18 protein-coding genes are annotated in these 25,088 nt (G+C 72.6%); 9 read left to right on the forward strand and 9 right to left on the reverse strand.

Going from position 1 to position 25,088, the window contains the following annotated elements; genetic code table 11:
- Window positions 1–3: 3 nt before the first annotated feature.
- Window positions 4–1,662 (forward strand): NADH-quinone oxidoreductase subunit M, encoded by a 1,659-nt coding sequence (locus tag TU31_RS18060; RefSeq protein ID WP_042155757.1) that lies wholly within the window; start codon window positions 4–6, stop codon window positions 1,660–1,662.
- Window positions 1,659–3,311, forward strand: coding sequence for an NADH-quinone oxidoreductase subunit NuoN (nuoN, locus tag TU31_RS18065; RefSeq protein WP_042155759.1), 1,653 nt, complete (start codon window positions 1,659–1,661; stop codon window positions 3,309–3,311). The genes TU31_RS18060 and nuoN overlap by 4 nt, the downstream gene beginning before the upstream one ends.
- 82 nt (window positions 3,312–3,393) lie before the next feature.
- Here the strand turns inward: nuoN and TU31_RS18070 are convergent, their stop codons facing one another.
- Together TU31_RS18070 and fahA are read right to left on the reverse strand one after the other, a co-directional pair.
- On the reverse strand, window positions 3,394–3,873 hold the full coding sequence (locus TU31_RS18070; RefSeq protein WP_042155762.1) for a hypothetical protein: 480 nt from the start codon (window positions 3,871–3,873) through the stop codon (window positions 3,394–3,396).
- 206 nt (window positions 3,874–4,079) lie between these two features.
- Window positions 4,080–5,282 carry a fumarylacetoacetase gene (fahA, locus tag TU31_RS18075; RefSeq protein ID WP_042155764.1) on the reverse strand — a complete coding sequence of 401 codons (1,203 nt, stop codon included), beginning with the start codon at window positions 5,280–5,282 and terminating at the stop codon, window positions 4,080–4,082.
- Between the two features lie 358 nt (window positions 5,283–5,640).
- Here fahA and TU31_RS18080 point away from each other — a divergent pair, with 358 nt between their 5' ends.
- The 5 genes from TU31_RS18080 (at window position 5,641) to TU31_RS18100 (ending at window position 11,930) form a co-directional block, all read left to right on the forward strand.
- Window positions 5,641–6,840, forward strand: coding sequence for an FAD-dependent oxidoreductase (locus tag TU31_RS18080; RefSeq protein WP_042155766.1), 1,200 nt, complete (start codon window positions 5,641–5,643; stop codon window positions 6,838–6,840).
- Window positions 6,841–7,318: 478 nt separating this feature from the next.
- On the forward strand, window positions 7,319–8,332 hold the full coding sequence (locus tag TU31_RS18085; protein WP_042155768.1) for a polyprenyl synthetase family protein: 1,014 nt from the start codon (window positions 7,319–7,321) through the stop codon (window positions 8,330–8,332).
- 303 nt (window positions 8,333–8,635) lie between these two features.
- On the forward strand, window positions 8,636–9,901 hold the full coding sequence (locus TU31_RS18090; RefSeq protein WP_042155771.1) for a LolA family protein: 1,266 nt from the start codon (window positions 8,636–8,638) through the stop codon (window positions 9,899–9,901).
- A 129-nt stretch (window positions 9,902–10,030) separates the two neighbouring features.
- Window positions 10,031–11,062, forward strand: a complete 1,032-nt coding sequence (locus TU31_RS18095; protein ID WP_042156602.1) for an ABC transporter ATP-binding protein — start codon at window positions 10,031–10,033, stop codon at window positions 11,060–11,062.
- A complete protein-coding gene (locus TU31_RS18100) occupies window positions 11,049–11,930 on the forward strand; it encodes an ABC transporter permease (RefSeq protein ID WP_042155773.1) in 882 nt (293 codons plus the stop codon). The genes TU31_RS18095 and TU31_RS18100 overlap by 14 nt, the downstream gene beginning before the upstream one ends.
- On the opposite strand, the gene rarD is transcribed toward TU31_RS18100, so the two are convergent.
- The 7 genes from rarD to TU31_RS18135 form a co-directional block, all read right to left on the reverse strand.
- A complete protein-coding gene (gene rarD / locus TU31_RS18105; RefSeq protein WP_042155775.1) occupies window positions 11,920–12,948 on the reverse strand; it encodes an EamA family transporter RarD in 1,029 nt (342 codons plus the stop codon). The two genes, TU31_RS18100 and rarD, sit on opposite strands and share 11 nt — an antisense overlap.
- Before the next feature lie 119 nt (window positions 12,949–13,067).
- The gene (locus TU31_RS18110) at window positions 13,068–13,952 is read right to left on the reverse strand and encodes an SDR family oxidoreductase (protein ID WP_042155778.1); all 885 of its coding nucleotides are present in this window, start codon (window positions 13,950–13,952) and stop codon (window positions 13,068–13,070) included.
- Between the two features lie 234 nt (window positions 13,953–14,186).
- The gene (locus TU31_RS18115; protein WP_042155780.1) at window positions 14,187–15,281 is read right to left on the reverse strand and encodes a 2-oxoacid:ferredoxin oxidoreductase subunit beta; all 1,095 of its coding nucleotides are present in this window, start codon (window positions 15,279–15,281) and stop codon (window positions 14,187–14,189) included.
- Entirely contained in the window at window positions 15,274–17,226 is a 1,953-nt protein-coding gene (locus TU31_RS18120) for a 2-oxoacid:acceptor oxidoreductase subunit alpha (RefSeq protein ID WP_042155781.1), read from the reverse strand. The genes TU31_RS18115 and TU31_RS18120 overlap by 8 nt, the downstream gene beginning before the upstream one ends.
- A 295-nt stretch (window positions 17,227–17,521) precedes the next feature.
- Complete coding sequence (locus tag TU31_RS18125) at window positions 17,522–18,181, reverse strand: response regulator transcription factor (protein ID WP_042156605.1); 660 nt, start codon at window positions 18,179–18,181, stop codon at window positions 17,522–17,524.
- A 382-nt stretch (window positions 18,182–18,563) separates the two neighbouring features.
- Window positions 18,564–19,877, reverse strand: coding sequence for a sensor histidine kinase (locus tag TU31_RS18130; RefSeq protein ID WP_042156607.1), 1,314 nt, complete (start codon window positions 19,875–19,877; stop codon window positions 18,564–18,566).
- A gap of 254 nt (window positions 19,878–20,131) precedes the next feature.
- Window positions 20,132–21,424: a sensor histidine kinase gene (locus tag TU31_RS18135; protein WP_042155784.1), complete on the reverse strand. Its 1,293-nt coding sequence runs from the start codon at window positions 21,422–21,424 to the stop codon at window positions 20,132–20,134.
- A gap of 222 nt (window positions 21,425–21,646) precedes the next feature.
- Between TU31_RS18135 and TU31_RS18140 the strand changes: the two genes are divergently transcribed.
- Both TU31_RS18140 and TU31_RS39800 read left to right on the forward strand, forming a co-directional pair.
- Window positions 21,647–22,768: a ubiquitin family protein gene (locus TU31_RS18140; RefSeq protein ID WP_042155787.1), complete on the forward strand. Its 1,122-nt coding sequence runs from the start codon at window positions 21,647–21,649 to the stop codon at window positions 22,766–22,768.
- Window positions 22,769–23,187: 419 nt separating this feature from the next.
- Window positions 23,188–24,978: a MinD/ParA family ATP-binding protein gene (locus tag TU31_RS39800; RefSeq protein WP_245698587.1), complete on the forward strand. Its 1,791-nt coding sequence runs from the start codon at window positions 23,188–23,190 to the stop codon at window positions 24,976–24,978.
- Window positions 24,979–25,088: the final 110 nt, after the last annotated feature.

The following is a 25,088-nucleotide window of genomic DNA, read 5'->3' on the forward strand; positions in this document are numbered from 1 at the left end:
GCCATGTCGTTTCCCCTGCTGACGGCGGTGGCCGCGGTCCCGGCGGCCGGCGCGATCGCCACCGCCGCGCTGCCCGCCGCCAAGCGCACCGCGGCCAAATGGCTCGCGCTGCTGTTCTCGCTGGTCACCTTCGCGCTGGCGCTGGTCGTCGCGTTCCGCTTCGACCCGGGTGCGAAGGGCCCGTTCCAGCTCACCGAGTCGCATGCCTGGATCAGCGACTTCGGCGTCCGCTACGAACTCGGCGTGGACGGCATCGCGGTCGCCCTGATCGCGCTGACCACCCTGCTGATCCCCTTCATCATCCTGGCGGGCTGGCATGACGCCGACCCTCTGGAAGAGGCCACGCCCAACCGGCGCTGGCGGCCCACCCAGGGCTTCTTCGCGCTGATCCTGGCGGTCGAGGCGATGGTGGTCCTCTCCTTCGAGGCCACCGATGTCTTCCTCTTTTACATCTTCTTCGAAGCCATGCTGATCCCGATGTACTTCCTCATCGGCGGCTTCGGGGACCGGGCGGGCGCGGACGGCGAGGAGCAGGCCGCGGGCCGGCGCTCGTACGCCGCGGTGAAGTTCCTGCTCTACAACCTCGCCGGCGGACTGATCATGCTGGCCGCGGTGATCGGGCTGTACGCCGTCACCGCCGACCAGCTCGGCACCGGCACCTTCTCGCTCCAGCAGATCGTCGAGGCCCGGGCGGCCGGCAAGCTCGACATCGGCACCGGCACCGAGCGGCTGCTCTTCCTCGGCTTCTTCTTCGCTTTCGCGGTGAAGGCGCCGCTGTGGCCGCTGCACACCTGGCTGCCGGGCGCCATGGGCGAGTCCACCGCGCCGGTCGCGGTACTGATCACCGCGGTGGTCGACAAGGTCGGCACGTTCGCGATGCTCCGCTTCTGCCTCCAGCTCTTCCCGGAGGCCAGCAGCTGGGCGACGCCCGTCATCCTGGTCCTCGCCCTGATCAGCGTGGTCTACGGCGCCCTGCTGGCGGTCGCCCAGCGCGACATCAAGCGGCTGATCGCCTACGCCTCGATCTCCCACTTCGGCTTCATCATCCTGGGCATCTTCGCGATGACGTCCCAGGGCCAGAGCGGCGCCACGCTCTACATGGTCAACCACGGCATCTCGACCGCCGCACTGATGCTGGTGGCCGGCTTCCTGATCAGCCGCCGCGGCTCCCGGCTCATCGCGGACTACGGCGGCGTCCAGAAGGTCGCCCCGGTCCTCGCCGGCACGTTCCTCATCGGCGGCCTGGCCACCCTGTCGCTGCCCGGTCTGGCGCCGTTCGTCAGCGAATTCCTGGTCCTGGTCGGCACGTTCAGCCGCTATCCGGTGATCGGCATCATCGCCACCCTCGGCATCGTCCTCGCCGCGCTGTACGTCCTCGTGCTCTACCAGCGGACGATGACCGGGCCGGTGAAGGCCGAGGTGCGGAGCATGCCCGACCTCCGGGTGCGGGAGCTGCTGGTGGTGGCGCCGCTGGTCGCGCTGCTGCTCTTCCTCGGGGTCTATCCGAAGCCGCTCACCGACCTCGTCAATCCGGCGGTCGGCCACACCCTGTCCGTCGTGGACAAGAAGGACCCCAAGCCCACTGTGCAGGTGGACGCCGGGCCCGGTGGAGGCCGGGCCGGCCAGGCCGTGCATGATCAAGACCGGGAGGCCGCGAAGTGAGTTCCGTGGCAAGTGTCCACAGCCTGTGGACGGTGGCGCACGGCGCACCGGGCAAGATCCCGGCGCCGCACATCGAGTACGCCCAGCTGTCGCCGACGCTGATCGTCCTGGGCGCGGCGGTGCTCGGCGTCGTCATCGAGGCGTTCGTGCCGCGCCGGCACCGCTACTACTCCCAGCTGCTGCTGACCGTGGTGACGCTGGCCGCCGCGTTCGCCGCGGTGATCGGTCTGGCGGCCGGCGGCTTCGGCTCGGCCAAGGCGCATATCGCCGCCATGGGCGCCCTCGCCGTCGACGGGCCCGCGCTGTTCCTCCAGGGCACCATCCTGCTGGTCTCCCTGGTCGCGGTCTTCACCTTCGCCGAGCGGCGGCTCGATCCGGCGGCGCACGGCAAGCACGTGGACTCCTTCGCCGCGCAGCCCGCGGCCGTCCCCGGCGGTGCCGCCGAACAGGCCGCGGTCAAGGCGGGGTTCACCACCACCGAGGTCTTCCCGATCGTGCTCTTCGCGGTCGGCGGCATGCTGGTCTTCCCGGCGGCCAATGACCTGCTGACCCTCTTCATCGCGCTGGAGGTCTTCTCCCTCCCGCTGTACATCCTGTGTGCGCTGGCCCGCCGCCAGCGGCTGCTGTCGCAGGAGGCCGCGGTGAAGTACTTCCTCCTGGGCGCCTTCTCGTCCGCCTTCCTGCTGTTCGGTGTGGCCCTGCTGTACGGCTACGCGGGCACGGTCACCTACGCCGGGATCGCCGAGGTGATCTCGGACGGTGCCAAGCAGATCGATCCGGCGCTGGCCGGCACGATGGGCAATGACGCACTCCTGCTGATCGGTGCCGCGCTGGTGCTGATGGGGCTGCTGTTCAAGGTCGGCGCGGTCCCGTTCCACATGTGGACCCCGGACGTCTACCAAGGTGCCCCGACCCCGGTCACCGGCTTCATGGCGGCCGCCACCAAGGTCGCGGCGTTTGGTGCGCTGCTGCGGCTGCTGTATGTCGTCCTGCCGGGCATGCGCTGGGACTGGCAGCCGGTGATGTGGGGCGTCGCGATCATCACGATGCTGGGCGGGGCGATCGTCGCCATCACCCAGACCGACATCAAGCGGCTGCTGGCCTACTCCTCCATCGCGCACGCCGGCTTCATCCTCGCCGGTGTCATCGCCACCAGCGAGGAGGGCATCTCCTCGGTGCTCTTCTACCTCGCCGCCTACTCCTTCGTGACCCTCGGTGCCTTCGCCGTCGTCACCCTGGTGCGGGACGCCGGCGGGGAGGCCACCCAGCTGTCCAAGTGGGCCGGGCTCGGCCGGCGTTCGCCGCTGGTGGCCGCGGTCTTCGCGGTCTTCCTGCTGGCCTTCGCGGGCATCCCGCTGACCTCCGGGTTCGCCGGAAAGTTCGCGGTCTTCAAGGCGGCGGCGCAGAGCGGCGCGGGCTGGCTGGTGGTGGTCGGTGTGCTCTCGTCGGCCATCGCCGCGTTCTTCTACATCCGCGTCATCGTGCTGATGTTCTTCCACGAGCCCAAGGCGGACGGCCCGACCGTCGCGGTGCCCAGCCCGCTGACGACCACGGCCATCGCCATCGGTGTCGCGGTCACCCTGGTGCTCGGCCTGGCGCCGCAGTACTTCCTCGATCTGGCCGGCCAGGCCGGGGTCTTCGTGCGCTGACCACGGCGGCGCGGTACGGCAACGGCCGCCGCCCGGAGCCCTCGGGGGGTTCCGGGCGGCGGCCGTCCGCGTGGCGGGGCGGTCAGCTCTTGGGCATCCCGCTCGGCATCTCCGGCATGTCGGGGATCTTCACGCTGCCGTCGGTGGACTTGGTGTACTTCTCGGTGGGGCCGTTCTTCCAGTCCACGGTCAGGGTCTTGCCGTCCGCGCCGGGCTTGAGGGTGCCCATGGTGCGGGTGGTGTCCCCGTCCGTGCACTTGAGCGCGGCCATGGTCATCCCGGCCATCTGCTGGACCTTGCCCAGACAGGCGGCCTTGTGGCCGTTGCTGAACGCGACGGTGCCCTTGGTGACCACCAGGATCAGCTGGCTGTCCTTCGGGCCGGACTTCCAGGCACCCTCGAAGGCGGCCGGGTCCGCGGGCTTGTCCGGAGTCGACGGCGCGTCCGGCGACTTGCTGGGCGTGCTGTCCTTGCCGCTGTCGTTGCCGCCGCTGCTTCCGCAGCCGCTGAGCAGCATCGCGGCGATGGCTGCCGCCCCGGCGATCTGCGCTGCCTTGCGCACGTACGTCTCCTCCGTTGTGGGACCAGGAGACGTGAGGCTAGCAGCGGCCCCGGCGGCCGTCCGAGCCGTCGCCCGGATTGCGGCGGCGCCGGTACCGAGTTGGTGTGGGGCTGTGACGGGAGAGTGCCCGTGAGGCGGCACGGCGGGAGATCCGCGGCGGGCCGCCGGCCGGACCGGCCCGCGCCGCTCCGGCCGGTCCGTACCGGTCATCCCGTGGGCAGGATGCGGCCGGTGACCTCGCCCAGGCCGATGCGGGCGCCCTCGGGGCCGGGCGCCCAGGCGGTGAGGGTGACCTCGTCGCCGTCCTGGAGGTAGGGGCCCTTGCCCTGGGTGAGTTCCAGCAGGCAGCCGAGCTGGTCGGGGTCGGGGCCGGAGACGGTGCCGGAGGCGAACAGATCGCCGGTGCGCAGCGAGGCGCCGTTGACGGTCATATGGGCGAGCTGCTGGGCGGCCGTCCAGTACATGGTGGAGAACGGCGGCCGGGAGACCGTCTCGCCGTTGACGCGCACCTCGATGCGGATGTCGATGCCGCCCGGCTCCGCACCCGCGTCGTCGAGGTAGGGCAGCAGCGGGAAGTCCCGGGCGGGCGGCGCCGTACGGGCCTCGTCGAGGGCGTCGAGCGGGGTGATCCAGGCGGAGACGGAGGTGGCGAAGGACTTGCCCAGGAACGGGCCGAGCGGCACGTACTCCCAGGCCTGGATGTCGCGCGCCGACCAGTCGTTGAGGAGGCAGACACCGAAGACATGGTCGCGGAAGGCGCCCAGGCCGACCGGTTCGTGGAGCGTGGAGGGCGCCCCGACGACGAAGCCGACCTCGGCCTCGATGTCGAGGCGGAGGGACGGGCCGAAGGTGGGCGCCTCGCCCGCGGGGGCCTTGCGCTGGCCCCGGGGCCGTACGACCGGGGTGCCGGTGACGACCACGGTGCCCGCCCGGCCGTGGTAACCGATCGGCAGATGCTTCCAGTTGGGGGTCAGCGCCGCGTCGTTCGGACGGAAGATCCGGCCGACGTTGGTGGCGTGGTGTTCGCTGGCGTAGAAGTCGACATAGTCGGCCACCTCGAAGGGGAGGTGCAGCGTGACCCCGTCCAGCGGATGGAACAGCGGCGCCACTTCGTCGCGGTGCGCGGGGTCGGTCACGGCGCTGTGGACGGCCGCGCGGATCTGCCGCCATACGGGGCGGCCGGCGGCGAGCAGCGGGTTGAGGGTCGGTGCCGCGAGCAGTTCGGCGTGCGGGTGGATGGCGGCGGGCAGCGCGCTCGGCAGGGCGCTCAGATCGAGGACGCTGTCGCCGTAGCGGACGCCGAGGCGGCGCCGGTCGGGCGCGTCGGCGGTGCTGAAGACGCCGTAGGGGAGGTTGTGCGGGCCGAAGGGATCGCCTTCCGCCAGGTCGAACGGGCTCTGCTCGGGCATGGACAGCTCCTCGCGTTCGTCGTCGCCGGTGGGCGGCCGGGGCCGGGTGGCCCGCGGGCCGTGGGGCCGTTGATCAGAGTACGGCCGGGCGGTGATCTACGGGGCGGTCCCGGGGCGCGAGGGCGCGGAGACGTACGCAGACGGTGGGCGGTGGCGCGGTGCGCCGCGCCCCACGCATCGGTCATGTCCGGAAAAGCCTTGCCGCACCGCGCAATTCGGGCCTAACTTCCTTCCCTGACCGGCGGGAGGACGGGGGCCACCGGGCGGGAGGGGCCGGACCGGCGGGTGACGGGGCTGTTGCTCCCCCTCGCCGAAGAGGCGGCCGGGCGGCCGTTCTTCACGCGAGGGAGGGACCGAAGTGAGCACTCCGGTAGCGGTCATCGGGGCCGGCCCGTACGGGCTGTCGGCGGCCGCGCATCTACGGGCGTACGGCCTGCCGGTGCGGGTCTTCGGGCAGCCGATGGCGAGCTGGCGCGCGGGGATGCCCGCGGGCATGCTGCTCACCTCGGCGCCCGCGGCCTCCGGCATCGGCGTCCCGCAGCCCGGCCACACCCTCGGCGACTTCTGCGCGGCGACGGGGGAGGGGCCCTACGTCACGGACCGGGACCTCGTCCCCGTGGAGACCTTCGTGCGGTACGGGCAGTGGGTGCAGCAGCGGCTGGTCCCCGGGCTGGAGCAGGTCCGGGTGGTCTCGGTCGACCGGCGGGCCGACGGCTTCGAGCTGAAGCTGGACAGCGGTGAGCAGGTCGGCGCGCGGGCCGTGGTCGTCGCCACCGGCCTGACCGGAATGGCGCAGCTGCCGCCGGAACTGGCCGCCGCGCTCCCGGACGGCCCGTCGGCCACCGGGCCGGTCTCGCACAGCTCGCAGCACCACGATCTGTCCGCGCTGGCCGGCCGGGACGTGGTCGTGATCGGTGCCGGGCAGTCGGCGCTGGAGAGCGCGGTGCTGCTCGCCGAGACGGGCGCGGCGGCCGTACGGGTGGTGGCGCGCGGTCCCGGCGCGGTGGGCTTCGGCGCGCCGCCGGACCACCGGCCGCGGCGGCGCCCGCCGTCGCCGTTCGGCGCCTGGCCGCGGTATGCGCCGGCGTACCGCGCCGGTGCCTTCCGCCGGCTGCCGGCGCCCGCCCGGCGGTATCTGGGGCGCCGGGTGCCCGTCCCCCGGGGGGCGTGGTGGCTGCGGGAGCGCTTCACCGACCGGGTGCGGGTGACGCAGGGGCGGCGGATCGTACGGGCCACGGTCCGTGACGGCCGCCCCGTACTGGCGCTGCGCGGCGCGGACGGGCAGGGCGGGGAGGTCGTCGCCGACCATGTGCTGGCCGCGACCGGCTACCGGATGGATCTGGCGGCGCTGGACTTCCTGGGAGCGGGGCTGCGCACCGGGATCGTGGTGCGGGCCGGCGGTCCGCTGCTGGACGGCGGTTTCGGCTCGTCCGTGCCGGGGCTGTATTTCACGGGGCTGCCGGCGGCCGCCTCCTTCGGGCCCGCGATGCGCTTCGTGTGCGGTACGGAGTTCGCCTCGCCGCGGCTGGCCAGGGCGGTGGCGCGGGCGTACGGGTGAGGCGGGGCGCCCGCACCGGCCCGGCACCCGGTGACCCCGGGACGCCCGGTGTCCCGTATGCCGCGTGCTCGCCTCGCCCGGCCAGGACGGCCGGGGGTGCGTGGGCGCGGAAGTCGTCCTGCGCCACGGTGATTTCGCACGGGGCGGCGACCGGTACGTCCGCTCCGGGGGCGGGGCGGTGACCGGGGCGGGGCTTTCCGGCCATGGCCGGTCCGTGGGGCCTTGCCCGAGCGGAAGCGGACCGGGGATGCTGACGGTTGCCGGTCCCGCTCTTCCCGTTCGCCGGTCCCGCTCTTCCGCGTCGCAGCGCGTCAACAGATGATCCGGAACATCCCGGCCGAGGGGTCGCCGTGCTTCCCGGGCGGTTCGGGGGGCGGGCGCTCACGGTGATCGAACTGCGACCGGATACGCTGGCCAATGGTGGAGACAGCGACAGATCGACATTCAGTTTGATCGTCAGCAGACAGGAGTACCCCTCGTGACCGTCGTCGGGCCCTTCGGGCTGAGCGTGCGGGACCAGGCTCTTGAGGCCGATGTCCAGGCCGGGTTGGCGGCTGTCGAGGAGGGCCTGCTGGAGGCCACCAAAAGCGACGTGCCGTTCATCACCGAAGCCGCGCAGCATCTCGTGCGCGCGGGCGGCAAGCGGTTCCGGCCGCTGCTGGTGATGCTGGCCGCCCAATTCGGTGACCCCTACAGCCCGGGTGTGGTGCCCTCCGCCGTCGTCGTGGAGCTCACGCATCTGGCGACGCTCTACCACGACGACGTGATGGACGAGGCCGATGTGCGCCGCGGGGTGGCCAGCGCCAACGCCCGCTGGGGCAACTCCGTCGCGGTGCTGACCGGCGACTTCCTGTTCGCCCGCGCCTCGCACATCCTCGCCGACCTCGGCCCCGAGGCGGTCCGCATCCAGGCCGAGGCGTTCGAACGCCTGGTGACCGGCCAGATCCTGGAGACCGCGGGCCCGCGCGACGGCCGGGACCCCATCGACCACTACCTGGACGTGCTCGCGGGCAAGACCGGCTCGCTGGTCGCCGTCGCCTGCCGCTTCGGCGCGATGATGTCGGGCGCCGAGGAGTCGACGGTCAACATCCTCACCCAGTACGGCGAGCGGCTCGGTACGGCCTTCCAGCTGGCCGACGATGTGCTGGACATCGCCAGCGACTCGCACGAGTCGGGCAAGACGCCCGGGACGGACCTGCGCGAGGGCATTCCGACGCTGCCGGTGCTGCGGCTGCGCGCGCGGGCCGAAAGCTCCGCCGGTACCCCCGAGGACCGCGCGCTGTGCGAGCTGCTGGCCGGTGACCTCACCGACGACGCCCGGCACGCCGAGGCGCTGGCCGGTCTGCGCGCCCACCCGGCGCTCGAAGAGGCCCGCCGCGACACCGTGCGCTATGCGGAGGAGGCCCGCGCGATGCTGGCGCCGCTGCCCTCGTGCATGGCCAAGTCGGCTCTTGAGGGGCTCTGCGACGCGGTGGTGCACCGCGCGGGCTGAGGCCGCGGTGCCTGTCCCTGAGGCATCCCGCCGCCCCTGCGCCTGCGGCATGCCGCCACATCCCTGAGGAGCTTTCCCCGCATCCCCTAGGGAGTGCTCCGCCTCCTGTGGTACGGCCTCCGACCTGAGGTGATCGTGCGTCATACCTCAGCAGTACGACGAGTTGCTCCCGCGGGCTGACGTTTTGTGCCGGGCGGTTTGGTGAGATGGAACCACCTGAGCGCGGCGGGCAGGTGACCCTGGGCCCCAGGGGGGAACACGTGGACAGCACAGCAGCCGCCGCACACGACGGAGGTAGGGCAGATGCCACGGAACGAACCGACCGAGGTCACCGACGGATGGGGCGGGGAGCGTTCCCCGAAGCGCCGTAAGGCGGTGCGGTATGGCGTGCCGGTCGCGGTGGCGGGAGTGTCGGCGGCCATGATCGGGCTGGTCCCGGCGTTCGCCGGCTCCGCTCCGGACCTGCCGAAAATCTCGGCACAGGACCTGATAGCCAAGGTCGCCAAGTCGGATGTCCAGCAGCTCTCCGGGACGGTCCGGGTCACCACGGACCTCGGCCTGCCGTCGCTGCCGGGCGTCGGTGGCGGAGCGGGCGGCTTCGGCGGTGCCCAGGACGGCGGCGCGCAGGGCGGGGAGGGCGCCTCCGCAGCGCCCCAGCAGAAGCTGATGGAGCTGGCGTCCGGTGCGCACACGCTGCGCGTCGCGGCCGACGGCCCCGAGAAGCAGCGGGTCTCCATCGTGGACAAGGCCGCCGAGTACAGCCTCGTCCACAACGGCAAGGACGTCTGGGCGTACGACAGCGGCAGCAACACCGCCGTGCACAACACCGCCCCCGGCGACCGGTCCGGCAAGCAGCACCGCGCCCCCGAGGGCCTGCCCAAGGACCTGAAGACCGCGACGCCGCAGGACCTCGCGAAGCAGGCCCTGGAGGCGGCCGGGGACACGACCTCGGTCAGCGTCGACGGCACCGCCAAGGTCGCCGGACGGGACGCCTACCAGCTGCTGATCAAGCCCAAGCAGGCCGGTTCCACGGTCGGCTCGATCCGGGTCGCGGTGGACGCCGCCAACGGTGTGCCGCTGAAGTTCACCCTGACCCCCAAGAGCGGTGGCGCCGCCGCCGTCGACGTCGGCTACACCAACGTCGACTTCGCCAAGCCCGCCGCGAGCACGTTCTCCTTCACCCCGCCCAAGGGTGCCAAGGTCGTCGACGGCGACAAGGAGCGCGCGACCGCGCAGCGCGAGCACGGCAAGGACGCCCCGTCCCGCAAGCACCTCGCCAAGGACATGGACGGGATGGACGTCATCGGCAAGGGCTGGACGTCCATCGCCACGATCAAGGGCGACGGCTCCGGTCTGCCCTCCGGCAAGGACAAGGACAAGGCCAAGGGCGCGGGCGGTGACGTCGGCAAGTTCCTGGACAGCATCGGTGACAAGGTCAACGGCAAGTTCGGCTCCGGCCGGGTCTTCAGCACCCGTCTGGTCAACGCCCTGATCACGGACAACGGCACGGTCTATGTCGGCGCCGTCGACAAGCAGACCCTGATCAACGCGGCCAACGCCGCCAAGTAAGGCACCACCGCGGCCTCGCGGGACCGCCGCGCCACCCCTTCGCGGAGGGGTGGCGCGGCACCGCCCGTGGGCCTTCCGTACGACAGGGGGGAACCGATGCCGGCACCGCCCGCCCCGGGCCCCGACCGGATGCGCCCGCCCGTCGACGAGCCCGGGGCCATGCCTGCACCCGCCGGGGAGTGGGCGATCGAGACCCAGGGGCTGACCAAGGCGTACCGCGGCGGGCGGCTCGCCGTCGACGGCCTCGATCTGGCCGTACCGCGCGGCAGCGTCTTCGGCTTCCTCGGTCCCAACGGCTGCGGCAAGACCACCACCATCCGCATGCTGATGGGCCTGATCGAGCCGACCGCCGGCCGCGCCCGGGTGCTCGGGCAGCCGATGCCCGCCGCGGGGCGCCGGGTGCTGCCCCGGGTGGGTGCGCTCATCGAGGGCCCGGCGCTCTACGGCTTCCTCAGCGGGCGGGACAACCTCCGCCGGTTCGACGCCGCCGACCCGGCCGCCGATCCCCGGACCCGCGAGGCGCGGGTCGGCCGGGCGCTGGAGCGGGTGGGCCTGGCCGCGGCGGCCGGCAAGAAGGCGCGCGCCTACTCACTCGGTATGAAGCAGCGCCTCGGTCTGGCCGCGGCCCTGCTCCAGCCCCGTGAGCTGCTGGTGCTCGATGAGCCCACCAACGGCCTGGACCCCCAGGGCATGCGGGAGATCCGGGCCCTGGTCCGCGAACTGGCGGCGGACGGTACGACCGTCTTTCTCTCCTCGCACCTCCTCGACGAGATCGAGCAGGTCTGCACCCATGCCGCGGTGATGGCCCGCGGCCGGCTGCTCACCCAGGGCACGGTCGCCAACCTCTCCGCCACGGTCCTCGGCCCGCACGGCCACGCCGGACTCACGGTGATCACGCCGGACACCGCGGAGGCGGCCCGGGTGCTGAAGGAGTGCGGGGTGACCGGTGTGGAGATCACCGACGACCGGGTGACGGGCGAACTCCCGCCCCCGGACGGCCCCCTGGGCGGGGCGGAGGACGGGGCGCCGCGGGAGATCGCGGAGCTCAATGCCGCGCTGGTGCACGCCGGTGTGCGGGTCCGCGGCTTCGGCACGGCGCGGCCCTCGCTGGAGGATGTCTTCGTGGCGCTGACCGGGGAGGGCTTCGATGTCGCAGGCTGAGGCGGTGGCGCGGACGCCCCGGCCGCTGTGGTCGCTGGGGCTGCTGCGCAGCGAGATCGCCATGACGTTCCGGCGCTGGCGCACCCTCGCGCTGCTGGCGGTGCTCGCGGGCGTACCGGTCCTGGTCGGTGTCGCCGTGCGGATCGAGACCGGTGACGGCGGGCCGGGCGGCGGTGGCGGTGGCGGCGGGGAGGGCGGCCCGGCCTTCCTCTCCCAGGTCACCCACCACGGCCTCTTCCTGGTCTTCGCCTCGCTCGCGGTGACCCTGCCGTTCTTCCTGCCGATGTCCGTCGGCGTGATCGCGGGCGACTCCCTCGCCGGTGAGGCACACGGCGGGACGCTGCGCTATCTCCTGGTCGCCCCCGCGGGCCGTACCCGTCTGCTGCTGGTCAAGTACGCCACGACCCTGACGTTCTGCCTGGTGAGCACCCTGATCGTGGCGCTCTCCGCATTGGCGACCGGCGCGCTGCTCTTCCCCCTGGGCGAGGTCACCCTGCTCTCGGGCACCTCCGTGTCCTTCGGTGAGGGGCTGCTGCGGGCGCTGGCCATAGCGGTCGCGGTGGCGGTGTCCCTGGCCGGGGTGGCCGCCATCGGCCTGTTCGTGTCGACGCTCACCACCAGCGGTATCGCGGCCATGGCGACCACGGTCGGCCTGCTGATCACCGTGCAGATACTGGACTCGCTCCCGCAGCTGCACGCTCTCCAGCCCTACCTCTTCCCGCACTACTGGCTGTCCTTCGCGGACCTGCTCCGCGACCCCGTCTACTGGGACCAGCTGGAGAAGAACCTCGGCCTACAGGCGCTGTACGCCGTGGTGTTCGGCTCGGCGGCCTGGGCGCGCTTCAGCACCCGGGACATCACTGCGTGAGGCCGGGCGGCCGCGGCGTCCCCGGCTGCTCCGCGGTGTGCGGCGCCGCCACGGCTGCCGGGGTCGCGTCCGCGGCCGCTTCCGGGGGAGGTGCCGCCGCGGCAGCCTGGGCCGCGGCCTCGGCCAGCGCCGCCCGTGCCCGCCCCGCGGTCCGCAGCGCGTCCCAGGTCAGCACCGCCAGCGCCAGCCACACCAGCGCGAACCCGGCCCAGCGCTCCGGCGGCATCGTCTCGTGGAAGACCGTGAGCCCCAGCAGGAACTGGAAGGTCGGCGCCAGATACTGGAGCATCCCGATCATCGTCAGCGGCAGCCGCACGGCCGAGGCGCCGAAGCAGATCAGCGGCACCGCCGTCGCGACCCCGCAGGCCGACAGCAGCAGCGCCTGGCCCACCCCGGTGGTGAAACTGGCCTCGCCGCGCAGGCCGAGGAAGACCAGAAAGCCCAGCGCGGGCAGCAGCTGGAGGGCCGTCTCGGCGCTGAAGCCCTCGATCCCGTCGAGCTTGATGCCCTTCTTGACCAGCCCGTACGTCGCGAACGAGAAGGCCAGCGCGAGCGCGATCCAGGGCATCCTGCCGTAGGCGACGGTCATCACCAGGACGGCCAGCGCGCCGATCCCCACCGCTGCCCACTGGAGCGGCCGCAGCCGTTCGCGCAGCACCAGGACGCCGAAGGCGATGCTGACCAGCGGATTGATGAAGTAGCCGAGCGATGCCTCCAGGACGTGCCCGGAGTTGACCGCCCAGATGTAGAGGAACCAGTTCGCCGAGATCACCAGCGTGCTGACCAGGATCAGCCCGAGCCGCCGGGGCTGCCGCAGCAGCGGGCCGATCCAGGACCAGCGGCGGAGCACGGCCAGGAGGACGACGGCGACGGGCAGCGACCACACCATGCGATGGGCCAGGATCTCGGAGGGCGCGGCGTCGTCCAGCAGCCGCCAGTAGAGCGGCAGCAGGCCCCACATGGTGTAGGCGGCGATGCCGTAGGCGAGTCCGGTGCGCTGATCGCTTCGAGGCTGCAAGAGGACCCTCCTGGTGGTGCCGTGTCGCCCTGGTGAACGTAGCGCCGCCCGGACCGCCTGTCATGCCCGTCTTGCCATACGGTCATGACGGTCCCTAGGAGCGGTCCGGCGGGCTTCCTTCAGGCGGGCAGCCCGTTCGGCCCCTCCAGTCCCTTCAGTGCCTCCGCGATCGCCTCGGCGATCGGTGTGGTCGGCCGGCCGATGAGCCGGGACAGCTCCCCGGGCGTCGCGGACAGCTCGCCGCGGGCGATCCCGGTGTCCGCGTCGGCGATCAGCCGGGCGCCCAGCGCCGGTACGCCCGCCTCCACCAGCAGCGCCGCATACTGCTCCGGCGGCAGATCGCGGTACGCGATGCGCCGGCCGGTCTGCCGCGAGACCTCGGCCGCGTACTCGGCCATCGTCCAGGCGGTGTCGCCGCTCAGCTCGTACACCGTGTTCTCGTGGCCGCTGCCGGTGAGCACGACGGCGGCCGCCTCGGCGTAGTCCCGGCGCGCGGCGGTGGCCACCCGGCCCCCGTCCGCGCTGCCCACGACGGCGCCGGTCCGGAGGGTGGTGGCGAGCGCGCCCGTGTAGTTCTCGTGGTACCAGCCGTTGCGCAGCAGGCAGTACGGCACCCCGGACGCGAGCAGCGCCTGCTCGGTGGCGAGGTGCTCCTCGGCGATGGCGAACGTGGCCGTCGGCCCGCCCAGCACGCTGGTGTACGCCAGCAGCCCGACGCCCGCCTCCCGCGCGGCGTCGATGACGGTGCGGTGCTGGGTGAGGCGCTGCCCCGCCTCGTTCCCGGAGATGAACAGCACCCGGTCACCGGCCGCGAAGGCGCCCTGGAGGGTTTCGGGGCGGCTGTAGTCCGCGGTCTTGATCTCCACCCCGCGGGCCGCGAGGCCGGCGGCCTTGGTCCGGTCGCGGGCGAGGGCGACGATCTCGCCCGGTGTGGTGCGCCGGAGCAGTTCCTCGATGACGAGCCGGCCGAGTGCCCCGGTGGCGCCGGTGACGACGTAGCTCATGAGTACCCCCTGTGGGCTCGCTGGCTGAGGACCCGACCGTACGCCTGCGATAAACGATCGTCTATGACGGATGTACGGATAGCTGCTACGGGATCCCTTTCAGCATCGCCCGGCGGCGCGGCACCGGCACGGCGCAGGGGAGGAGCGGCCTGCCGTGAGTACGGCCCACAACGAACGGGTGCCTCCGGAGCGCCGTAAGACGCTCCCGGAGGCACCCGTTTCGGCACCGGTCGGTCAGCCGACGACCGTCCAGGTGTCATTGCCGGTCAGCAGTGCGGCGAGGTCGCCCTTGCCCTTCTGCTCGATGGCGGCGTCCAACTGGTCGGACATCAGGGTGTCGTAGACCGGCCGGTCGACGCTGCGCAGCACACCGATGGGGGTGTGGTGGAGGGTGTCGGGGTCGGCGAGCCGGGAGAGCGCGAAGGCCGTCGTGGGCGAGGGGTTGTGGGCGTCGTGCACCAGCACCCCGCCCGTGCCCTCCTCCCGGACGTCGATGATCTTGAGGTCGCCGGTGGCCGGGTCGCGGACCACGCCCTTGGAGCCGAAGCCGTCGGGGGCCAGCGCGCCGAAGCGGATCGGCTGCCCGTGCTCCAGCCGGATCACGGCCTCCTCGGCCTGCTCCTTGTCCTTGAGGACCTCGAAGGCGCCGTCGTTGAAGATGTTGCAGTTCTGGTAGATCTCCACCAGGGCCGTGCCGGGGTGGGCGGCGGCCTCGCGCAGCACCGAGGTGAGGTGCTTGCGGTCGGAGTCGACGGTGCGGGCCACGAAGGACGCCTCGGCGCCGAGCGCCAGCGAGACCGGGTTGAACGGCGCGTCCAGCGAGCCCATCGGCGTCGACTTGGTGATCTTGCCGACCTCGGAGGTGGGGCTGTACTGGCCCTTGGTCAGACCGTAGATCCGGTTGTTGAACAGCAGGATCTTGAGGTTGACGTTGCGCCGCAGGGCGTGGATGAGGTGGTTGCCGCCGATGGACAGCGCATCGCCGTCGCCCGTGACGACCCAGACGGACAGATCGCGCCGCGAGGAGGCCAGGCCGGTGGCGATGGCCGGGGCGCGGCCGTGGATGGAGTGCATCCCGTAGGTGTTCATGTAGTACGGGAAGCGGGACGAGCAGCCGATGCCGGAGACGAAGACGATGTTTTCCTTCGCCAGGCCGAGCTCGGGCATGAAGCCCTGCACGGCGGCGAGGACGGCGTAGTCACCGCAGCCGGGGCACCAGCGCACTTCCTGATCGGACTTGAAGTCCTTCATGGACTGCTTGGCGTCGGCCTTGGGCACCAGGGAGAGCGCCTCGATCTGCGAGGGCCTCTCCGAGATCGCCTCAGTCATTGATGGCCTCCTTAAAGACCTCCGCGAGCTGCTCGGCCTTGAACGGCATTCCGCTGACCTGGGTGTGCGAGTGCGCGTCGACGAGGTACCTGGCGCGCAGCAGAGTGGCGAGCTGTCCGAGGTTCATCTCCGGCACGATCACCTTGTCGTAACGCGCCAGGACCTCGCCGAGATTCCGTGGGAAGGGGTTGAGATGGCGCAGATGGGCCTGCGCGATGCGGTCTCCCCCGCGCCGGACGCGCCGGACCGCCGCAGTGATCGGTCCGTACGTCGAGCCCCAGCCCAGGGCCAGGGTCCGGGCGCCCCGGCCGCTCTCGTCGGCGGGGTCGTCGACCTCGAGGTCGGGAACCTCGATGCCGTCCACCTTCGCCTGGCGGGTGCGCACCATGAAGTCGTGGTTGGCGGGGTCGTAGGAGATGTTGCCGGTGCCGTCCTGCTTCTCGATGCCGCCGATGCGGTGCTCAAGACCCGGCGTGCCCGGTACGGCCCAGGGGCGGGCCAGCGTCTGCTCATCGCGCTTGTACGGCCAGAACACCTCGGTGCCGTCCGCCAGCTGATGGTTGGTGCCGGAGGCGAACTGGACCCGCAGATCGGGGAGTTCCTCGATGTCGGGGATCCGCCACGGCTCGGAGCCGTTGGCCAGATAGCCGTCAGAGAGCAGGAAGACGGGGGTGCGGTAGGTGAGCGCGATACGGGCCGCGTCCAGCGCCGCGTCGAAGCAGTCGGCGGGCGTCTTCGGCGCCACGATCGGCACCGGCGCCTCGCCGTTGCGGCCGTACATGGCCTGGAGCAGGTCGGCCTGCTCGGTCTTCGTCGGCAGTCCCGTCGAGGGGCCGCCGCGCTGGATGTCCACGATCAGCAGCGGCAGCTCAAGGGACACCGCGAGGCCGATGGTTTCCGACTTCAGCGCCACACCGGGGCCGGAGGTGGTGGTCACCGCCAGCGCGCCGCCGAAGGCCGCGCCCAGCGCCGCGCCGATACCGGCGATCTCGTCCTCCGCCTGGAACGTCCGCACACCGAAGTTCTTGTGCTTGGACAGCTCGTGCAGGATGTCGGAGGCCGGGGTGATGGGGTACGAGCCCAGATACAGTGGCAGATCCGCCTGCCGGCCCGCCGCGATCAGCCCGTAGGACAGCGCGAGATTCCCGGAGATATTGCGGTAGGTGCCGGTGGGGAAGTCCTTCGTGGCCGGTGCGACCTCGTAGGAGACGGCGAAGTCCTCCGTCGTCTCGCCGAAGTTCCAGCCCGCCCGGAACGCGGTGACGTTCGCCTCCGCGATGTCCGGCTTCTTGGCGAACTTCGCCCGCAGGAACTTCTCGGTGCCCTCGGTCGGCCGGTGGTACATCCACGACAGCAGGCCCAGCGCGAACATGTTCTTGCTGCGCTCGGCCTCCTTGCGGGAGAGCCCGAACTCCTTGAGCGCCTCGATCGTCAGCGTGGTCAGCGGCACCGGGTGGACGTTGTAGGCCTCCAGCGAGCCGTCCTCCAGCGGGCTGGTGGCGTAGCCGACCTTCGCCATCGGGCGCTTGGTGAACTCATCGGTGTTGACGATGATGTCCGCGCCCCGCGGGACATCGGCGAGGTTCGCCTTCAGTGCGGCGGGGTTCATCGCGACCAGCACATTCGGTGCGTCACCGGGCGTGAGGATGTCGTGGTCGGCGAAGTGCAGCTGGAAGCTGGAGACGCCCGGCAGGGTCCCGGCAGGGGCCCGGATCTCGGCGGGGAAGTTGGGCAGCGTCGACAGGTCGTTGCCGAATGAGGCCGTCTCGGAGGTGAACCGGTCGCCGGTGAGCTGCATACCGTCACCGGAGTCACCGGCGAACCGGATGATCACCCGGTCCAGACGTCGGACTTCTTTGCCTTCGCCGCCGTTACCGGACGCGCGTTGTTCCCCGACAAGCGCTGCGTCGGTCTGCTCGGCTGGGCTACTGACCTGGCTGGTCACTGCTTCGGACCTCCCTCGAGGGGTGCGGCGTCCCCGCCGGAGGCAGGGCTCGGGACCTGTCGTACCGACCGGTTGTCCCATAACCATCGTACGTGGGTAAGGGTGACCTTCCTTGGGTCGATCGCATAATGGACGTCAACATGAGATAGCGATCTGGTGCGTTTTGTCATGAAATCACCGCCCCCGTGACCCCGTTCTTCATGACGCTCCGGACTCCTCCATTGGTTCTACGTCCAAAGCCCTGGACCTGCGCGGAAAACACCTCGAACAGCCCATCTGACAGGGTGTCAGATCCTCAGGAGTTGAGATAGGTGAGCACCGCAAGCACTCTGCGGTGATCCCCGTCACTCTGCGCCAGCCCCAGTTTCGAAAAGATATTGCTGACGTGTTTCTCGACCGCACCGTCGCTGACCACCAGCTGCCGGGCGACCGCGGAGTTCGTCCGGCCCTCGGCCATCAGCCCCAGCACCTCCCGCTCCCGGGGTGTCAAATGGGCCAGCACATCCTGCTTACGGCTGCGGCCCAGCAGCTGGGCGACCACCTCCGGGTCCAGTGCGGTGCCGCCCCCGGCGACCCGGACCACCGCGTCGACGAACTCCCGCACCTCGGCCACCCGGTCCTTGAGCAGATAGCCGATGCCCCGGCTCGAACCGGCCAGCAGCTCCGTGGCGTACTGCTCCTCGACGTACTGCGAGAGGACCAGCACGCCGAGGCCCGGGTGGTCCCGGCGCAGCCGGATCGCGGCCCGCACCCCTTCGTCGGTGTGCGTCGGCGGCATCCGTACGTCCGCCACCACCACCTCCGGCAGTGCCCCCTCGTCCGCCAGCTCCCCGATCACCTTGATCAGCGCCTCGGCGTCCCCCACACCGGCCACGACCTCGTGTCCCCGGTCGGTGAGCAGCCTGGTCAGGCCCTCCCGGAGCAGCACCGAGTCCTCGGCGATGACCACCCGCACCTTGTCCTCCACGGCTCAGATCCCCCCATGCGTCACCCCGTCCCGCCCCTGCCGGACCCCAGCATCCCAGCATCCGGACGGAAGAGAGCCGGGTGAGGGGGTTCCGGGGCGCAGACAGGGGTCCGAGGGGCGCCGGGAGTGGGGGGCCGGGCCCCGGCGGTGCTGACCCGGCGGCGCGCTCAGTGTCGTCCTGTGGTCTTCCGCCGGTGCCGTCCGACTGTCATCCGCAGGCGCCGCCCGGCGGCCCGGGAGGTGACGCGCCGGGCCGCGGAGCTCGCCGAGCGGCTCGGCGCGCGCGGCGGCTGCCCGCTGCGCATCGCCCTCCGCCGGCATCGTCCGCCGGTCATCCGCCCCACGGCAGACCATCGGCGCCGTCCGGTGGCTATCCGCGCCACGGCAGCTCGGCGGTGACGCAGGTCGGGCCGCCGGTCGGGGAGTCCACTATCAGCAGGCCGTCGACGGCATCGAGGCGTTCGGCGAGGCCGGCCAGGCCGGTGCCGCTCTCCGTGTGCGCACCGCCCTGCCCGTTGTCCGCGACCAGCACCATGAGCCGGTCGGCGGTGCACCAGACGTCGAGCGTGGCGCTGGTGGCCCGGGCGTGCTTGGAGACGTTCTGGAGCAGCTCGGAGGCGGTGAAGTAGGCGATGCCCTCGATCGCCGCGGCCGGCCGACGGTCCAGATCCACGGTCACCGTCACCGGAACCGCGCACCGCGCGGCCAGTGCCGACAGCGCCGGGCCGAGGCCCCGGTCGGTGAGGATCGCCGGATGGATGCCGCGGGCCAGGTCACGCAGCTCCTGGAGTGCGGTCTTCACCTCGCCGTGCGCCTCGTCCACCATCTTGGCCGCCGCCTCCGGGTCCGCCGCCAGCTTCTCCTTGGCCAGACCCAGGTCCATGGCGAGGGCCACCAGTCGCGCCTGGGCGCCGTCGTGCAGATCGCGCTCGATGCGCCGCAGGTCGGCCGCCGCGGTGTCCACCACCACCCCACGGTCCGACTCCAGCTGCGACACCCGGGTGGCGAGCAGGGAGGGCCCCAGCAGGCCGTGGACCATGACCCGGTCGACCTGCGTCAGCCCGTGGATCACCCACGGCCCGGCCAGGACCAGCAGCAGCCCGAACCCGCTGGTGAACCCGATCTCCGCCGGGGCGTCGAGATAGATGCCGTGGCCGGAGCCGTCATCCCACATCAGGGCGCCCGGCTGGTCGAGATACGCGGGAAACGTCCACCGCCACAGCGGATAGGCCAGCAGGACCCAGCCGACGGACCAGAACGTCAGCGAGAAGACGAAGGAAAAGATCGCCCACGGCATGTGCAGCAGGGAGTAGACGACGTGCCGCCAGGACGCCCCGCTCTTCAGCACGGCCCCGACCCACCCCATCAGGCCCGGCTTGGAGGCCCGGGGCGGCTCCGGATCGGCGACCTCCAGCCCCAGCAGGGCGCGGGCCCGCGCCCGCTCCAGACCGCCGAGCGCACGGCTGCCGGCCAGCCCGCCCGCCAGCACCGGGATGCCCAGGAACGTCACCAGCAGACCGGCGCCCAGCGCGAGCACCGTTATCGCGTACGTGAACATCAGGACGGACATCGGAAGGCTGAGGAAGAGGTAGAGGAACTCCCGCCAGGTGCGCCCGGAGAACGGGGCGCGCAGCCCCACGGGCACCCGGGAGCCGCGAAGTCGCGGTGCGTATGCGGTATCCATCGTCTCGTCGTCCGTTCTGCCGGGCGCGGCCATGCCCTGTCGGCGCCGCTGTCTGCTCCGCCGCTCGGTGCGGCTTTTCCGCCATGACCAGCGTCCGCGACCGGCACCCCCCGGCACCATGAGGGTTCTCGCAGTCTTCGCCGGGGGTTATCCCCACCCCCGGACCTGTGGTCGACCGCAAGCGGCCGACCACGGCCGGCCGCGCCGAACCGCCGCGCGGACCCGCCGCCCCACCCCGACGGGCCGTTGCGCCCTCAGGCCCTCGCCCCGCCGCGCCGACGCGCGGATCCGGCCCCGGCCCCGTCCCCCGTCCGCTCCCGCCACGGCAGCTCCGCCGTCACCCGCGTGGGCCCGCCCACCGGCGAATCCAGCACGAACAGCCCGTCCACCGACCCCAGCCGCTCGGCGAGCCCGGCCATCCCGCTGCCGCCGTCCAGCCGCGCCCCGCCCTTCCCGTCGTCCGACACCTGGATCAGCAGCCGTCCGCCCGCCCGTCGCCCACGACCACCCCTGTCCGAGGTCCCTGCGGACCCGCCCTCCTGGACGCGCCACACCTCGACGGACGCCTGCCGCGCCGCACTGTGCTTGGAGATGTTCTGCAGCAGCTCGGAGATGGTGAAATAGACGATGCCCTCGATGGCGGGCGCGGGCCGCTCGGCCAGGTCCACGGTCGTCGTGACCGGCACCGTGCAGCGCCCGGCCAGCGAGGTCAGTGCGGGGCCCAGCCCCCGGTCGGTGAGGATCGCCGGATGAATGCCCCGGGCCAGATCCCGTAGCTCCTGGAGCGCCAGCTTCACCTCGCCGTGCGCCTCGTCCACCATCGCCGCCACGCTTTCGTCGGCCCGGCCCTCCAGCAGCTTCTCCTTCGCCAGGCCGAGCCCCATGGCGAGCGCCACCAGCCGGGCCTGTGCGCCGTCGTGCAGATCCCGTTCGATGCGCCGCAGATCGGCGGCCGCGGTGTCGGTGACCGTCACCCGGTCCGTCTCCAGCTCGGCGATCCGCCGCTCCAGCTCGTCGGACGGCGAGAGGAGCCCGCGCACCATCGCCCGGTCCACGTTGGTCAGCCAGCGCGCCACCCAGGGCAGCGCCGGCCACCCCAGGAAGAGCAGGACGAAGACGACCAGGAACGTGAGGAGCGACCACGGCAGCCGGATGAAGGTGAACAGCGCATGCCGCCAGGCGACCGGATCCTTCAGACTCGCCCACAACCACGGCAGGAACCCCGGGTGCCGCGCCCGCAGCGGACTCGGCTCCTCGACCCGCACCCCCAGCAACGCCCGCGCCCGGCCCCGCTCCAGCCTCCCGTATTGCCGGCACGCCTGTAGCCCCGTGGCCAGCAGCGGCAGCGTGATCACGATGAGGGACAGCCCGATCCCCGCCATCACCCACACCATCAGCACCGCGAACGCCACGCATCCCAAAGGGAAGTTGGCCAGCAGGTAGGCGATCTCCCGCCACGTCGCGCCGCTGAGCGGCGCTCTGGGTGGCGGTGGTGTGGCGCCGTCAAGGGCGTCCTCGGCAGCGCTGGGGCGGGAACTCTCCGTCATGCGCCCCAGCCTGCCCGGTGGCCGCCCTGGGTGCCATGGGGTAGTTGGGTGGACCGGGGTGGGGTTTGCCCCATTCCGCTCCTCGCTTCGAGCATCCCGCCGCAGGTCAAGGCGGTTGCGCAAGGCCGGGGCACAGTGCCTGTCCCGTTACCGGCGTGGTGGACACGGCGCGCCGACGGGACCGTAAGGTGTGGCGATGCACAACGGGAGGGGCGAGGGGCCATGGCGCGGGGTTACGACGGCCAGTTGCTGAAGCCGGATGACGTCGCAGGCCGGCCGGAGCCCGCCACACGGGACCTCGCCGACGCGGTGGCCACCCCCCTCGACGTCCGCGGCTGGGGATGGGGCGAACGGAGCCGGGCCTGGACGGCGGTGACGGCGAGTGTGCTGCTCGCGGCGGTCACCGGGGCCTGCGCGGGCAGTTGGTACGCCAACGGGGACGCGACCCTCTGGCTGGGTGTCGCCGCCGTCCTCGTCACCGCCGCGGGTGCCGCCGTTGGCGCGTTCGCCGCGCGGCACGGGCAACAGGTCCCGGGAGCGGCCCTGTTGCTGCTCGGCGGGGTGCTCGGCGTGGCCGCGGCCTGGCAGGCGGCCCCGGGCGGCGCTGCGAGGCTCGCCGTCGTCGGACTCACCGTGGCGGCCGTCCTCGCGATCCTCGGGCTCTGTACGGGGCTGGGGCGGGGCGGCCTGACCGGTGCCGGGTCGCTCGCGCTCGCGGTGGGCGCCTGGGAGCTGGGCCTGGCGCTGACCACCCCCGCACGTACGGGAGTTGCGCTCGGCTTCGTCTCCGTCCTCGTCCTGGGCCAGCTGCCGCGTCTCGCACTGCGGGGCGCCGGCCTGACCCGGCTCGACGATCTGCACTCCGGCGGTACGCCGGTCAGCCGGCACCAGGTGGCGGGCGCGCTGGGCGCCACCCACCGGGAGCTGGCCCCGGCCACCACGGTCGCGGCGGCCTCGGCCGGAGCGGCCGGGGTGCTCGCGGTACAGACCCCCGGCCTCTGGACCGTGCTCGCCGCGGTGCTGCTGTGCGGTGTGCTGTGCTCACGGGCACGGGCCTATCCGCTGGCGGTGGAGGTCGTCGCGCTGCTGGCGGCCGGTCTGGCGGTCGGCGTACGGCTGGTGCTGCTCTGGGCCACCGACGGCGGGGCGGCGGCGCCCGCGCTGGTCGTGCTGGGCCTGCTGGCGGTGCTGCCGGTCGCGCTGCTCGCGGTGCGGATCCCGGAGCCCTCGCTCGCCCGGCTGCGACGGTGGCTGAACCGTGCCGAGTCGGTGGCTGTAGTGGCGCTGATCCCGGTCACCCTCGGGGCCTTCGGGCTCTACGGCCTGCTGTTCGGCGCATCCTGACCCGGAGAGGCGGTGGAGCGGACATGTCATCGGCGGAGCGCAATCCGGCGCAAGCGGGAACGGGCGCGGAAGGGGGAGGGGGCGTGGACGCGGTGCAGGCGATGAATCCGACTCCGGGGGCCTCTACGGCAAGGGAGTTGAGCGGGGCGGGAAATACGGGCGAGAGCGGCGAGTGGGGTATGACGGGCGAGGCGGGCGCGATGCGCGAGTCGGGGGCGATGAGCGAGCCGGACGGCGGTCCGGCGGGGCAGGGGACCGCTCCGGGGGCGCCGGGGATGCCCGGGGGCATGTCTGGGGGCAACCCTGGGGGCGTGCCTGGGGGCGGTCCGATGTCGCTGAGTAAGCCGATGCCTGCGACTGGGGCGACGCCTCATGCTGAGCCGATGCCTGCGGCTGGGGCGACGCCTCACGCTGAGCCGGTGCCTGCGGCTGGGATGACGCCTCCCGCCGCTCCGACGATGCCCGCCGCCGAGGCCCGGACCACCCCCGCCCAGCCCTCCGCACCGGCCCAGCCCTCCGGCCCCGCCGCTGCGTACCCCGGCCCCGCGTCACCCACCCCGCCGGCTTCTGCGCCCCCGGCCCAAGGAGCACCCGCCCAAGGAGCACCCACCCCCGGAGCACCCGCCCAAGGAGCACCCGCCCCCGCGCCGGCTCCCGGCCGCTACGGCCGGGCCGGGCTGCCGGCCCGGACGCCGCTCTCGGTGCCCCTGCTGCCGCCGGAACTGGCCGACGGCCGGCCCCGGCCGCGTCGTGGCGACCCCGTGGCCCGGCGTGCGGGCCGCGCGCTGCGCAAGGTCTTCGCCTCGTCCCCGGCCGCCGAAACGGCCGCGGTCACCCAGGCCGCGCACGCCATCCAGCAGCCCGTGACCACGGGCCGGCAGATCGCCGTGTCCAGCATCCGGGGCGGCGCCGGCAAGTCCACCCTCGCCGCCCTGCTGGCGCTCACCTACGCGCACTACCGCTCCGATCCGGTGCTCGCCGTCGAGGCCGATCCGGCGCTCGGCACGCTGCCGCACCGGCTCGGCGCCCGTGAAGTGCGGTGGTCGGGCAGCGACCTGGCGCAGATCGTCGAGCCATCGATGTTGATCACGGACCTGACCGGCTATCTCCTCCCGTTCGCGGGCGGCGGCTGGCTGCTGCCCGGTAGCCAGGGAGCCATCGGCACCCGGCTGGATCTCGACACCTACCGCGTGGTGATGACCTCGCTGCGGCGCCACTTCGCGGCCACCGTCGTGGACTGCGAGACGCTGCCCGCCGAAGTGGCGCGCACCGCGCTGGTGACCACCCAGGCGCGGGTGGTGGCCACCCCGGCGACCGCGGAAGGCGTGGCCGCCACCCGCTCCGTACTGGACTGGGTCGGTGGGCTGCACTCCGGCCTGCTGCCCACCACCGTCGTCGTGCTCACCCATACCTCACCCGACAGCGGTGTCGACGTCCGCAGGGCCGCCGAACACCTGGGCGCCGGCGGTGCGGCGGTGCTGCCGCTGCCCTACGACCGGCATCTGGCGGCCGGCGGCGCCATCCGTACGGAGCTGCTCGGCGAACGGACGAGGGAGGCGGCGGCACGCATCGCGGCCGAGGTGATGGACCGCGCGGTCTCACGGGAGCCGGGCCGGCGGCAGCAGCAACGGCAGACGACGGTCCACCGGCCGGGGCAGCCGCCGGTGTACGTCCCCGGGCAGCCGACGGTCCCCGCGCCACCCCAGGAACCCCAGCGGTCACAGGGACACCCCGGCCCCGGCCCGCAAACTCAACCTCAGCCCCAGGCCGGCCCGCAGGCACAGGCACAACCTCAGGCCGGTCCGCAGCCGCAGTCGCAGGCCCAGCCCCAGGCCGCTCCGCAGGCCCAGCCCCAGGCCGCTCCGCAGGCCCAGCCCCAGGCCGCTCCGCAGTCGCAGGCGCAGCCTCAGGCCGTTCCCCAGCCCCAGCCCCAGGCCGTTCCCCAGCCCCCACATCAGCCCCAGCCCGCTCCCCAGTACTACCCGCCCCAGGCCACGCCCCCGGCGCCCGCACCGCACCAGCCTCCGCCGCACCCCCAGGCGCAGGCCGCCCCCACCCAGCCTGCTTCCCCGTCTTCGTCGCAGCCGCCGTCTCAGCCCCTGCCGACGATGCCGGTGGCGGCGCCCCGGCAAGCCGCCGGCCCGGAAGCCACCGGTGCCCCCACCGCCCCCGACCGGCGCAGCCCGTTCGACGGAGGCCCGGTCCACTGACGCCAAGCCCTCCCGGACTTCTCCGCCCCGCCGTCCGTCCGGTCCGTGAGACAGGTTCTGAGACAACCGGGCGCTCTGTCTACGCTGCCGGCCACCCAGGAAGGGCGAAG

It is taken from the genome of Streptomyces lydicamycinicus, assembly GCF_000829715.2.
Classification (GTDB): domain Bacteria; phylum Actinomycetota; class Actinomycetes; order Streptomycetales; family Streptomycetaceae; genus Streptomyces; species Streptomyces lydicamycinicus.

What these genes read in the sequence shown, in the direction of transcription:
- TU31_RS18060 (WP_042155757.1), top strand. Translation starts at nt 4, where the DNA reads ATGTCGTTTCCCCTGCTGACGGCGGTGGCCGCGGTCCCGGCGGCCGGC.
- fahA (WP_042155764.1), bottom strand. Translation starts at nt 5,282, where the DNA reads ATGCCCGAGCAGAGCCCGTTCGACCTGGCGGAAGGCGATCCCTTCGGC.
- TU31_RS18090 (WP_042155771.1), top strand. Translation starts at nt 8,636, where the DNA reads ATGCCACGGAACGAACCGACCGAGGTCACCGACGGATGGGGCGGGGAG.
- TU31_RS18095 (WP_042156602.1), top strand. Translation starts at nt 10,031, where the DNA reads ATGCGCCCGCCCGTCGACGAGCCCGGGGCCATGCCTGCACCCGCCGGG.
- TU31_RS18100 (WP_042155773.1), top strand. Translation starts at nt 11,049, where the DNA reads ATGTCGCAGGCTGAGGCGGTGGCGCGGACGCCCCGGCCGCTGTGGTCG.
- TU31_RS18110 (WP_042155778.1), bottom strand. Translation starts at nt 13,952, where the DNA reads ATGAGCTACGTCGTCACCGGCGCCACCGGGGCACTCGGCCGGCTCGTC.
- TU31_RS18115 (WP_042155780.1), bottom strand. Translation starts at nt 15,281, where the DNA reads ATGACTGAGGCGATCTCGGAGAGGCCCTCGCAGATCGAGGCGCTCTCC.
- TU31_RS18130 (WP_042156607.1), bottom strand. Translation starts at nt 19,877, where the DNA reads ATGGATACCGCATACGCACCGCGACTTCGCGGCTCCCGGGTGCCCGTG.
- TU31_RS18135 (WP_042155784.1), bottom strand. Translation starts at nt 21,424, where the DNA reads ATGACGGAGAGTTCCCGCCCCAGCGCTGCCGAGGACGCCCTTGACGGC.
- TU31_RS18140 (WP_042155787.1), top strand. Translation starts at nt 21,647, where the DNA reads ATGGCGCGGGGTTACGACGGCCAGTTGCTGAAGCCGGATGACGTCGCA.